The organism is Pseudomonas sp. BJP69 (genome assembly GCF_007633355.1).
GTDB classification, from domain to species: domain Bacteria; phylum Pseudomonadota; class Gammaproteobacteria; order Pseudomonadales; family Pseudomonadaceae; genus Aquipseudomonas; species Aquipseudomonas juntendi.
Genome location: NZ_CP041933.1, coordinates 5,312,904 through 5,325,183, shown reverse-complemented (window position 1 = coordinate 5,325,183; position 12,280 = coordinate 5,312,904). Strand labels below are relative to the sequence as shown.

Sequence of the window (12,280 nt, the reverse complement as noted above, 5' to 3'; positions counted from 1 at the left end):
AAATGGGATTCACTACCATTTGCGCCTCTCATACCTTCCGAGGAGCGCTTTCCATGTTGCCACGCAAGCCCCTACTGGCCGCCCTGGCCCTGACTTTGTTCGGCGGCACCGCCCAGGCAGCGGAAGAAGTGGTGGTGTACTCCTCGCGCATCGATGAGCTGATCAAGCCGGTGTTCGATGCCTATACCGCCAAAACCGGCGTCAAGATCAAGTTCATCACCGACAAGGAAGCGCCGCTGATGCAGCGCATCAAGGCCGAGGGCGACAATGGCGTGGCCGACCTGCTGCTGACCGTCGATGCCGGCAACCTGTGGCAGGCCGAGCAAATGGGCATCCTGCAGCCGATCAAGTCCGCCACCATCGACCAGAACATTCCGCCGCAGTACCGCGCCTCGTCCCATGACTGGACCGGCCTCAGCTTGCGCGCGCGCACCATCGTCTACTCCAGCGAGCGGGTCAAACCGGCAGAGTTGAGCACCTACGAGGCCCTGGCCGACAAGCAATGGGAAGGCCGCCTGTGCCTGCGCACGGCGAAAAAGGTCTACAACCAGTCGCTGACCGCCACCCTGATCGAAACCCATGGCGAGGCGAAGACCGAGCAAATCGTCAAAGGCTGGGTCAACAACCTGTCCACCGATGTGTTCTCCGACGACAACGCGGTGATCCAGGCCATCGAGGCCGGCCAGTGCGACGTGGGCATCGTCAACACCTACTACTACGGCCGCCTGCACAAGCAGAACCCGCAGTTGCCGGTGAAGCTCTTCTGGCCCAACCAGGGCGACCGTGGCGTGCACGTGAACCTGTCGGGCATTGGCCTGACCAAACATGCACCGCACCCCGAGGCGGCGACCAAGCTGGTGGAGTGGATGACGGGTGAAGAAGCGCAGAAACTGTTCGCCGACATCAACCAGGAATTCCCGGCCAACCCGAAGGTCAGGCCATCGGAAGAAGTGGCAGCGTGGGGCAGCTTCAAGGCAGACAGCATTCCGGTGGAAATTGCCGGCAAACGCCAGGCTGAAGCCATCCGCCTGATGGATCGGGCTGGCTGGAATTAAGCGCCGGGCTTTATCCTCTCGGGGCCTGAAAGGGCCTCTTCGCGGGCTCGCCCGCTCCCACAGGATCTGCACTGCCCTTGAGATTTGGGCAGTCCCTGTGGGAGCGGGCGAGCCCGCGAACGACCGCAAAGCGGTCGCAAACCAGCCATAGAGACATTCACCTTGTCCCACACCCCCCAACGCCGCTGGTACTTGCCGGTATCGCTGATCGCTGCCCTGGTGCTCCTGCCCCTCAGCGTGCTGCTGCTGTCGTGGCAATCCATAGACGTGCAGATCTGGTCGCACCTGCTCGACACCCAGATGAGCCGCCTGCTGGGTAACACCCTGACGCTGGTTCTGGGGGTGGGCATCGGCGTCACCGTGCTGGGCGTCAGCCTGGCCTGGCTCACCAGCCTCTGTGAGTTCCCCGGCCGGCGCTGGCTGGACTGGGCGCTGATGTTGCCGTTCGCCATACCCGCCTATGTGCTGGCTTTCGTGTTCGTCGGCCTGCTGGACTTCGCGGGCCCGGTGCAGACCGCACTGCGCGAGGTATTCGGCCCCATGCGCCTGCCCCGGGTGCGCTCTACCGGCGGGGTCATCATCGTGCTGGTGCTGGTGTTCTACCCCTATGTCTACCTGCTGGCGCGCACGGCGTTCCTGGCACAGGGCAAAGGCTTGATGGAGGCCGCGCGGGTGCTTGGGTTATCACCCTTGCAGGCCTTCTGGCGGGTGGCGCTGCCCATGGCGCGGCCGGCGATCGGCGCCGGTGTCGCCCTGGCGCTGATGGAAACCCTGGCCGATTTCGGCGCGGTGGCGGTGTTCAATTTCGACACCTTCACCACAGCCATCTACAAGACCTGGTACGGGTTTTTCAGCCTGTCCAGCGCAGCCCAGCTGGCCAGCCTTTTGCTGCTGGCGGTGATGCTGGTGCTGTACGGCGAGCGCCGTGCCCGCGGCGCCAGCCGCAGTGGCAACGAGCGGCCACGCGGGCAGGCGCTGTACCGCTTGCGCGGGCTGAAGGCGTTGCTGGCCAGCGGCTGGTGCCTGCTGGTGTTCGCCTGCGCCTTCGTCATCCCGCTGCTGCAACTGCTGGTGTGGTTCTGGCAGCGCGGGCGGCATGACCTGGACGAGCGCTATGTCGGCCTGGTGTCGCACACCTTGTACCTGGGCGCCATGGCCGCGCTGCTCACCGTGAGCGCAGCATTGCTGCTGGCCTTCGCCCGGCGCCAGGCGCCGAGCGCCGGCATACGCGCCGGGGTCGGCCTGGCCAACCTGGGCTATGCCTTGCCCGGTTCGGTGTTGGCGGTGTCGATCATGCTGGCGTTCAGTTATCTGGACAACCAGCTGGTCATCCCGTTGTCCGGCTGGTTGGGCGGGGCCGGCAAACCGTTGCTGCTGGGCAGCCTGTCGGCCTTGCTGCTGGCTTACCTGGTGCGCTTTATCGCCGTGGCTTACGGGCCACTGGAAAGCAGCCTGGAGCGCATTCGGCCTTCTTTGCCCGAGGCTTCACGCAGCCTGGGTGTCGGCGGTGCCAGGTTGTTCCTCAAGGTCTACCTGCCGCTGTTGCTGCCTGGCGCCCTCAGCGCCGCCTTGTTGGTGTTTGTCGACGTACTCAAGGAAATGCCGGCCACCTTGCTGATGCGGCCGTTCGGCTGGGACACGCTTGCGGTGCGGGTTTTCGAGATGACCAGTGAAGGCGAATGGGCGCGAGCGTCATTGCCCGCCCTGACGCTGGTGCTGGTGGGGCTGTTGCCGGTCATCGGCCTGATCCGCCGTTCGGCCCGTCGACCCGGCCACGGTCACTGAGGGTGCCAGCGCGCGGGCTTGCGGCTACAATGCGCGGCATTCGCGCGGCGGGTGTCAAACAACAAGAGCTGACGCGCAACGTCATCGACCGCCGCCGCTTCGCCACGCCCGGAAGGAGAAACCCATGGGACAGCGCACGCTTTTGTACGACCTGCACCTGGCGCTAGGCGCCAAAACGGTCGATTTCGGTGGCTGGGACATGCCCCTGCACTATGGCTCGCAGGTCGAGGAGCACCATCAGGTGCGCAGCGATTGCGGGGTGTTCGATGTCTCCCACATGACTGTGATCGATGTCGATGGTAGCGATGCCACCGCCTGGCTGCAGCGCCTGCTGGCCAACGATGTGGCCCGCCTCGGCGACACTGGCAAAGCGCTATACAGCCCGCTGCTGCAGGCGCAGGGCGGAGTGATCGACGACCTGATCGTATACCGTACGGAACATGGCTATCGCCTGGTCACCAACGCCGCTACCCGCGCCAAGGTGCTGGGCTGGCTGCAGCAGCAGCGTGACGGTTTTGCCGTGGACTTCAAGGTCCGCCCCGACCTGGCCATCCTTGCCATCCAGGGCCCGCGTGCCCGAGAAAAGGTTGCGCCCCTGCTTAGCGCCGCGCGTGCCGCGCTGATCCGCGAACTGCGCCCATTCGAGGGCTTTGCCGAAGGCGACTGGTTCATTGCCCGCACCGGTTATACCGGTGAAGACGGCCTCGAGATCATCTTCCCTGGCGACCAGGCCGTGGGCTTCTTCAACGACCTGGTGGGTGCTGGCATCGCCCCCAGCGGCCTTGGCGCCCGCGACACCCTGCGCCTGGAAGCCGGCATGAACCTGTACGGCCAGGACATTGACGAGCAGCACACCCCGCTTACCTCCAACCTGGGCTGGAGCATTGCCTGGGAGCCTGCCGAGCGTGACTTCATTGGCCGCGCTGCCCTGTTGGCGGAAATCGAGCACGGTGTGCAGGAAAAACTGGTCGGCCTGGTACTGGAAGAGCGCGGCGTGCTGCGCGCCCATCAGGTCGTGCGTGTCGCCGGTATTGGCGAAGGGGAGATCACCAGTGGTAGTTTCTCGCCTACGCTGAGCAAGTCCATTGCCTTGGCGCGCGTGCCCATGGCCACTGGTGACCGGGCCGAGGTGGAAATTCGCGGCAAGTGGTACCCGGTGCGGGTGGTCAAACCGACCTTCGTGCGCCACGGCAAGATCCTGATCTGAACCATTATTTACCGGCGGGCGTACCGCTGAGCCAATCGAGGAATTCAAGACATGAGCAATATCCCCGCCGAACTGCGTTTCGCCGAAAGCCACGAGTGGGCCCGCCTGGAAGCTGACGGCAGCGTCACCGTGGGCATCAGCGACCACGCCCAGGAGGCCTTGGGTGACGTGGTGTTCGTCGAGCTTGCCGAAGTCGGCAAGGTGTTCGCCGCGGGCGACGCTGCCGGTGTGGTCGAGTCGGTCAAGGCCGCTTCGGACATCTATGCCCCGGTGGGTGGCGAAGTGATCGCGGTGAACGAAGAGCTGGCTGACAGCCCGGAGCAGCTCAACGAAGAGCCTTACGGGGCGTGGATCTTCAAGCTCAAGCCAAGCGACAAGGCCGAGCTGGACAAGCTGCTGGATGCTGCTGGTTACAAGGCCGCTATCGGCGAATAAGGCTTCAGGCCTGATCGCCGGCAAGCCAGCTCCCACAGAGTGGACTGCCCCCAATAAGTTGGACAGTTTCAGCTAGCAGCCCCTGCAGCATGAGCCCTGTATTTCACAGGGCTCATGCCATTGAGCTTTAGCTTGATGCGGTCATGGTTGTAGTAGTGGATGTACTCATCCAGACCGGCTTTCAGTTCTTCAACGCTCTTGAAGCGCTGCGGGTAGAAAAATTCGGACTTAAGCGTACCAAAAAAGCTCTCCATAGCCGCATTATCCAAGCAGTTTCCTTTACGTGACATGCTCTGCTTCACCCCTTGCTCGGCCAGCTTGTGGCGGTACTGCGAGTGTTGGTAGTGCCAGCCTTGATCCGAGTGGAGTACCAGTTTCGGCTTGTTTCCCAGGCGCTTGAAGGCCTTGCCCAGCATGTTGGTGACCAGCCCAAGGCATGGCCTGCTGGCCACTTCGTAGGCCACAATTTCGGCGTTGTACAAGTCCATCACGGGGGAGAGGTAGACTTTTTCCTGAGCCACTTTGAACTCGGTCACATCGGTCACCCACTTCTGATTCGGGCGCTGCGCGATAAAGTTTCGCTCCAGCAGGTTGGGCGCGATGGTGCCGACGACACCCTTGTACGACCGATATTTTTTCGGCCGCACGAGTGAGCGAAGATCAAGCTCGATCATCAAACGCTCCACCACTTTTTTGTTAACCAAGGTCCCGCCATTGCGGATCACGATCGCAACGCGCCGGTAACCGTAAAGCCCTTTTTCCTCGTGATAGACACGCTGAATCATCTGCTTCAGAGCAGCATGCTTATCAGGTTTGGCCTGCGCTTGAAGCTGGTAATAGAACGTACTGCGCGGCAGATCCGCCAACTCCAGAACAGCGGCCAAGGGAAACCTGTCCTTGAGCGCAGACACGATCAGGGTTTTTTGAGCTGCCTTCGCTCCTGCTTCTTCAACTCTTCCAGCTTTTTTAGGTAAGCGTTCTCCATGCGCAGCCATTCAAGCTCAGCCAGCAACTGGTCGCGGCTTTTATCGGTGTCATCAGAGGTTGTGGGTTTGATGGGGTAAGGCTTTTTCGACATGGCAGCAGGTTTTCTTCTCTTGGGAGCAGGCGAAGCCGGACTTCCACTGTAGTACTGCCGCGCCCAAATGCCTATCTGCGAAGACTGACCAAGACCGAAATGGGCGGCGGTCTGGCGCAAGGAAAGCTGATGCTTGTGCATGTACTCAAGGACTGAGCGCTTATAGGTCGCACTGTACCGCTGGCCTGGTTTACGCAGACTGAACTGGCCATGTTTCTGGAAGCTGGAGACCCAGCGCCGCAGCAGGCTGAAGTCCACTGCAAGTCGCTGGGCTACTTTTCGGAAACCTTCACCACCCTCCAGGTAGGCATGAACGGCGGTAAGCTTGAATTGGTCTGAGTACTTGCTCATATGGACACCCCAAGAAATTGGATTGGTGTCCAACTTCTTGGGGGCAGTCCAGAGATTGCATCAGGGCTGACAGGTGGTCGCCACAAGATATGCAGTGCCAGTGAGATCGAGCGCCGCCCGCGCGGCGCATCGCGAGCTGCGCTCGCTCCTACGTTTGTTTTGGGCCAGTAACCCCTGTGCCACCTGCGCGCGACCGCCTTGTTTGTACCGCGCGATAATGAGGCATGCGCCGCGCGGGCGGCGCTAGCTCTCACAGGCGCTGCATGTCTTCTGACAAACATCTGTCAGCCCTGATGCGATCCCTGTGGGAGCCGGCTTGCCGGCGATAGGGCCGGTACTGACCAAACAAGTTTCCCCGCACAACCGGCAATCCCTTCCTAGACTTGTAGTCTCCATGAGAGCTGTTCCAGGAAGAGAGCGTGGTCATGTCCCAGTCGCCGTCCCTGCATCAACTGCAAGAGCTCAACCCGTTCCTGCGTCGCCACCTGGGCCCGGATGCCGCCGAGCAGCAGGCCATGCTCAATGCACTGGGCGTGGCGAGCCGCGCCGAGCTGATCGAGCAAACCGTTCCGCCAGGCATCCGCCTGCAGCGCCCCCTCGACCTGCCACCGGCACTCGACGAGCAGGCGGCCTTGGCCAAACTCGCGGGTTATGCTGCGCAAAACCAGGTATGGACCAGCCTGATCGGCATGGGCTACCACGGCACCATCACCCCCACGGTCATCCTGCGCAACGTGTTGGAAAACCCCGGCTGGTACACCGCCTACACGCCTTACCAGCCCGAAATAGCCCAGGGCCGGCTGGAGGCGCTGCTGAACTACCAGCAGATGGTCATCGACCTGACCGGGCTGGCCCTGGCCAACGCCTCGCTGCTGGACGAGGCGACTGCCGCCGCCGAGGCCATGGCCCTGGCCAAGCGCGTGGCGCGCAGCAAGAGCAATGCATTCTTCGCCGATGAGCACTGCCACCCGCAAACCCTGTCAGTGCTCAAGACCCGCGCCGAAGGCTTCGGCTTCGAACTGATCATCGACTCTGTGGATAAGCTGAACACGCATGCGGTATTCGGCGCCTTGCTGCAGTACCCCGATACCCACGGCGAGGTGCGCGACCTGCGCCCGCTGATCGAGCACTTGCATGGCCAGCACGCCCTGGCCAGCGTGGCTGCCGACCTGCTCAGCCTGGTACTGCTCACGCCGCCCGGCGAGCTGGGCGCCGATGTGGTGTTGGGTTCCAGCCAGCGCTTTGGTGTACCGATGGGTTACGGCGGGCCACATGCGGCGTATTTCGCCTGCCGCGACGATTACAAGCGGGCCATGCCCGGGCGCATCATCGGCGTGTCGCGTGATGCCCGTGGCAACACCGCGCTGCGCATGGCCCTGCAAACCCGCGAGCAGCATATCCGCCGTGAAAAAGCCAACTCCAACATCTGCACGGCGCAGGTGCTGCTGGCCAACATCGCCGGCTTCTACGCGGTCTACCACGGCCCGCAAGGCCTTCAGCGCATTGCCCAGCGCGTGCACCGGCTGACGGTCATTCTGGCGGCCGGCCTTGCGGCCAAAGGCATCAAGCGCCTCAACCAGCACTTCTTCGACACCCTTACCCTCGACGTGGGTGGCGCACAGGCAGCCATCATCGAGAGCGCTGAAGCCGCACAGGTCAACCTGCGCATACTGGGCCGCGGCCACCTGGGCGTGAGCCTGGATGAAACCTGCAACGAGCAGACAGTGCTGCGCCTGTTGGACATTTTCGTGGGGGTTGACCACGGGCTGGACATCGCCGCGCTTGACCAGTCGGCCCTGGCCGAAGGCATTCCGCCCAGCCTGGTGCGGCATTCGCCGTTCCTTGCCCACCCGGTGTTCAACCTGCATCACAGCGAAACCGAGATGCTGCGCTACCTCAAGCAGCTGGAGAACAAGGACCTGGCGCTGAACCAGTCGATGATTCCGCTGGGCTCCTGCACCATGAAGCTCAATGCTACCAGCGAGATGATCCCGATCACCTGGCCTGCTTTCGCTCAGCTGCACCCGTTCGCCCCGGCGGGGCAGGCCGTCGGGTACAAGGCGATGATCGACGAGCTGGAAAGCTGGCTGTGCACCATTACCGGCTTCGATGCCATCTGCATGCAGCCCAACTCCGGGGCCCAGGGTGAGTACGCTGGCCTGATGGCGATTACCCGCTACCACCGCAGCTGCCAGCAACCGCAGCGTACCTTGTGCCTGATCCCGTCGTCGGCCCACGGCACCAACCCGGCGTCGGCACAGATGGCCGGCATGGAGGTGGTGATAGTCGATTGCGATCAGGGCGGCAACGTTGACCTGGCAGACCTCAAGGCCAAGGCCGGTGCAGCCGGTGAGCGCCTGTCGTGCCTGATGATCACCTACCCCTCAACCCACGGCGTGTACGAAGAGGGCATTCGCGAAATCTGTGACGTGGTGCACCAGCACGGCGGCCAGGTGTACATGGACGGCGCCAACCTCAATGCCCAGGTGGGGTTGGCGCGCCCTGCCGACATCGGTGCCGATGTGTCGCACATGAACCTGCACAAGACCTTCTGCATCCCCCACGGCGGTGGTGGTCCGGGCATGGGGCCGATCGGTGTTCGCGCTCATCTGCAACCCTTCGTCGCCAGCCACCCGGTGGTACCGGTCCCCGGCCTGGATCCGAGCAACAGTGCGGTCAGCGCTGCGCCCTGGGGCAGCGCCAGCATTCTGCCGATCAGCTGGATGTACATTGCCATGATGGGCCCGCAACTGGCGGACGCCAGCGAGGTGGCGATCCTCTCTGCCAACTACCTGGCCAGCCAGCTGGCTGGAGCCTTCCCGGTGCTCTACCGCGGGCGTAACCAGCGCGTGGCGCATGAGTGCATACTCGATCTGCGGCCGTTGAAGGCGCTGACGGGCATCAGCGAGGAGGACGTGGCGAAGCGCCTGATGGACTACGGCTTCCATGCACCGACCATGTCGTTCCCGGTGCCGGGTACGCTGATGGTGGAACCGACCGAAAGTGAGTCCAAGGCCGAGCTGGACCGCTTTATCGAAGCGATGCTGGCAATTCGCGCGGAGATCGCGGACGTTCAGGATGGCAAGTGGCCGGCAGAGAACAGCCCGCTCAGGCATGCGCCGCATACCTTGGCCGATGTCCTGGGTATATGGGACAGGCCCTACAGCCTGGAGCAGGCGGTGGCGCCGGTTGCGCATGTGCGCCAACACAAGTACTGGCCGGCGGTTAACCGGGTCGACAACGTGTATGGGGACCGCAACCTGTTCTGTGCCTGTGTGCCGGTGGAGGCTTATCGCTGATAGCGCAGGGGTGACCGATTGGGCGCGCAGCGCGCGCCCCGGGGTTTTACTCGGCTACCGCATTCTTGGCCAGGATGGCATTGGCCAGCTCCATGTCCGAGGCCTGCAGCCCCGGGTTCTCGGCCCGCGCCTGGTGCATGGCGGCTTCCAGGAACGGCCCACGAATCGCACCTTCGCTGGCAACGAAGCTGCTGGCGTCGTCCTGCGCGGCGAGGACAAGCTTGTGGTCCCGCGACGTCAGGTAGGTCGAACCAGTCGTTGCCCCGGAAGAAATCACGTTACGCCAAAAGGTATCAGCCATGGCCGAGCCCATAGGCAGCGAGAGCAGGGCAGCGGCGGCAACGGCAGTTTTGAGACGCATGTTGAAACACCTCGAAGGGTGGGGGTTGAAGATGCGCCGTTGGATCTTTTCCAATGGGGCAAGTTCCTGAATGCCGGGGCTTTTCGTCAGCCGCAGACGCGCAGCACCTCATGCATGCAGGTCTGCCCAGTGGTCACCTTGGCCTCGCCACAACGGCGAAGGTCCACCAGGCCATCGGCCCGGGCCTGTTGCCGCAGAATGGTCAGGTCGGCATCCCGGCCGATCAGCGCGCGCAGCTGGTCGCTGGGCTCGAGCAGTTCAAATAAACCGGTGCGGCCATGAAAGCCGGTGCCTCGGCAGGTACGGCAGTGGGCGCAGGTATTCGCTTGGCAGTCCGGGCACAGGGTGCGTACCAGGCGCTGGGCCATGACGCCGACCAGCGTCGCCTTGATCAGGTAGTCGGCCACGCCCAGTTCCTGCAGGCGGGTGATGGCCGCGCAGGCATCGTTGGTGTGCAGGGTAGACAGCACCAAATGCCCGGTCAGTGCGGCCTGTACAGCCACCAGGGCCGTTTCGCGGTCGCGAATTTCGCCGATCATGATGATGTCCGGGTCCTGACGCAGCAGGGCGCGTACCCCGGCGGCAAAACCAAGGTCCAGGGCGGGCTGCACCTGCAACTGGTTGAACGCCGGCTCCAGGCGCTCGATGGGGTCTTCGATGGTGCACAGGTTGACCTGTGGCGTGGCCAATAGCTTGAGGCTGGTATACAGCGTGCTGGTCTTGCCGGAGCCGGTGGGGCCCGTCACCAGGATGATGCCCTGGCGCTTGCCCAGCAGGCGCTGCCACTGGGCCAGTTGCTGGCCTTGCAGGCCGAGGCGGTCGAAGCCCTCGTGCAGTTGCTGCGGGTCGAACAGGCGCAGCACCAGCTTTTCGCCGTAGGCGGTTGGCAGGGTCGACAGCCGTAGCTCGACCTCACCGCCGCCGGGCAGGCGGCTGTGCAGGCGGCCGTCCTGCGGCCGGCGCTTTTGCGCCACATCCATGCGCCCCAGGTGCTTGAGGCGGCTGACCAGTGCCAAGGTTACGCCGGCAGGAAAGGCGTACACGTTATGCAGCAGGCCGTCGATGCGGTAGCGCAACTGGCCCTGATCGCGGCGGGGTTCCAGGTGAATGTCGCTGGCACGTTGTTCGATAGCGTACTGCAGCAACCAGTCGACGATGTGCACGATGTGCGCGTCGTCGGCGCTGGCTTCGGCCTGGCGCTTGCCCAGTTCCAGCAGTTGCTCGAGTTCGCCCAGGCCGGCGGCCTGCTGGTATTGCGCGCCTTTTACCGACTGGGCGAGGTGCTCGAACGACTGCCCTGCCTGGCGGATCTGCAACGGGCTGGCCAGCACCCGGCGAATCGGCCGGCCCAGGCTGCGGGCCAGGTCGGCCTGCCAGTCGTTCTGGTAGGGCTCGGCACTGGCGACGGTAACGCCGAGGGCGTCGGCTGCGACGATGAGGATGCCGTGGCGCTGGGCGAAGGCCGGTGCGATCAGGCCGCTGACCTGGGGCAGGTCGAGCTGCATGGGGTCGATGCGCAGGTAAGGCTGGCCGACCTTGCGGGCCAGCCATTGGCAAAGGTGCTCAAGGTCCAGCTGCTGGCCAGGCTGTTGGCGGTGTTCCAGGCTGCAGGCGGCGATCTGTTCGAGCGGATGGCAAGCGGGGTGGGCGGCGGCGTTGTCGAGCACGTGCTCGGCGTCGTTGGCGTGCAGGTGCTGGTCGGCGACCAGGGCGGCGAGCACGTGTTCAAGGTCGAGGGTCATTGTGTGCGGGCTATGCATGCTGGGCGTCCGTGCCTGATCGGGAATGTGCCGATCAGGCTAGCCGGGCGGGGCGCGGGCATCACGGGGGAAGGGTTTCGGGGTTTTACACGTACGGTGTAGAGGCATTCCGCGAGGCTATAGGCCAATGCCAGTCAGTTAAGTAATTTGGGGCCGCTTTGCGACCCTTCGCGGGCACGCCCGCTCCCACAGGGGATCGCGCATTTCTTGAGTTCAGCGCCTAACGTGTGGGAGCGGGCGTGCCCGCGAAGGGCTGCAAAGCAGCCCCAGTAACGCTTAACTGACAGGCATAAGGCAGCCTTTATTCGCTATGATTTGACCATTTTGCTTGGCTACCGAATTGAGCAATTCGTCAGCACCCACTATGGAGAAACAGCAATGCATAGCGAGCTGGACGCCTACGATCGGCGCATTCTTGAACTGCTGCAAGAGGACGCTTCGCTTTCCAGCGCGCAGATTGCCGAGCGTGTGGGGCTGTCACAGTCGCCGTGCTGGCGGCGTATCCAGCGTTTGAAGGACGAGGGGGTGATTCGTGGGCAGGTGACCTTGCTCGACCGCAAGAAGATCGGCTTGAACACCCAGATATTCGCCGAGGTGAAGCTCAATGCCCACGGGCGCTCCAACTTTACCGAATTCACCGAGGCCATTCGCGGCTTCCCGGAGGTGCTGGAATGCTATGTGCTGATGGGCGCGGTGGATTTTTTGCTGCGCATCGTTACCTCGGATATCGAGGCCTATGAGCGGTTCTTCTTCGAAAAGCTGTCGAACGTGCCGGGGATTCAGGAAGTGAACTCGATTGTGGCGCTTTCAGAGATCAAGTCCACGACCAGCCTGCCGCTCAAGACTCGCTGACGTGGTTTCGTGTAGGAGCGGCCTTGCGTCGCGAAAGGGCCGCAAAGCGGCCCCGGCAGTATGTGCTTGAAGCGCAGATCCCGGGGGCGCTTCGCAC

Annotated in this window: 9 protein-coding genes; 6 read left to right on the top strand and 3 right to left on the bottom strand. The window is 63.3% G+C overall.

Translation table 11 applies throughout. From position 1 onward, the window contains the following. Positions 1 to 53: 53 nt before the first annotated feature. The 4 genes from FPB55_RS24815 (at position 54) to gcvH (ending at position 4,482) form a co-directional block, all read left to right on the top strand. Positions 54 to 1,055: an extracellular solute-binding protein gene (locus FPB55_RS24815; protein WP_047150145.1), complete on the top strand. Its 1,002-nt coding sequence runs from the start codon at positions 54 to 56 to the stop codon at positions 1,053 to 1,055. A 162-nt stretch (positions 1,056 to 1,217) separates the two neighbouring features. Continuing rightward, the gene (locus FPB55_RS24810; protein ID WP_047150144.1) at positions 1,218 to 2,840 is read left to right on the top strand and encodes an iron ABC transporter permease; all 1,623 of its coding nucleotides are present in this window, start codon (positions 1,218 to 1,220) and stop codon (positions 2,838 to 2,840) included. Between the two features lie 124 nt (positions 2,841 to 2,964). Continuing rightward, a complete protein-coding gene (gcvT, locus tag FPB55_RS24805) occupies positions 2,965 to 4,047 on the top strand; it encodes a glycine cleavage system aminomethyltransferase GcvT (protein ID WP_115295053.1) in 1,083 nt (360 codons plus the stop codon). 51 nt (positions 4,048 to 4,098) lie between these two features. Then, positions 4,099 to 4,482 (top strand): glycine cleavage system protein GcvH, encoded by a 384-nt coding sequence (gcvH, locus tag FPB55_RS24800; RefSeq protein ID WP_009684130.1) that lies wholly within the window; start codon positions 4,099 to 4,101, stop codon positions 4,480 to 4,482. A 68-nt stretch (positions 4,483 to 4,550) separates the two neighbouring features. Here the strand turns inward: gcvH and FPB55_RS24795 are convergent. Beyond that, positions 4,551 to 5,911 (bottom strand): IS3 family transposase gene (locus FPB55_RS24795; protein WP_225786126.1). Its coding sequence is split into 2 segments (ribosomal slippage): positions 4,551 to 5,443 and positions 5,443 to 5,911, totalling 1,362 coding nucleotides; the frame shifts between segments, so codons are not numbered across the junction. 425 nt (positions 5,912 to 6,336) lie between these two features. Between FPB55_RS24795 and gcvP the strand changes: the two genes are divergently transcribed. Beyond that, entirely contained in the window at positions 6,337 to 9,210 is a 2,874-nt protein-coding gene (gcvP, locus tag FPB55_RS24790; protein ID WP_144189497.1) for an aminomethyl-transferring glycine dehydrogenase, read from the top strand. 46 nt (positions 9,211 to 9,256) lie between these two features. On the opposite strand, the gene FPB55_RS24785 is transcribed toward gcvP, so the two are convergent. Both FPB55_RS24785 and FPB55_RS24780 read right to left on the bottom strand, forming a co-directional pair. After that, positions 9,257 to 9,571, bottom strand: a complete 315-nt coding sequence (locus tag FPB55_RS24785) for a DUF2388 domain-containing protein (protein ID WP_009684128.1) — start codon at positions 9,569 to 9,571, stop codon at positions 9,257 to 9,259. Positions 9,572 to 9,657: 86 nt separating this feature from the next. Next, positions 9,658 to 11,331 (bottom strand): GspE/PulE family protein, encoded by a 1,674-nt coding sequence (locus FPB55_RS24780; protein ID WP_029886239.1) that lies wholly within the window; start codon positions 11,329 to 11,331, stop codon positions 9,658 to 9,660. Between the two features lie 378 nt (positions 11,332 to 11,709). On the opposite strand from FPB55_RS24780, the gene FPB55_RS24775 reads away from it, so the two are divergent. Beyond that, positions 11,710 to 12,183 carry an Lrp/AsnC family transcriptional regulator gene (locus FPB55_RS24775; RefSeq protein WP_054905209.1) on the top strand — a complete coding sequence of 158 codons (474 nt, stop codon included), beginning with the start codon at positions 11,710 to 11,712 and terminating at the stop codon, positions 12,181 to 12,183. Positions 12,184 to 12,280: the final 97 nt, after the last annotated feature.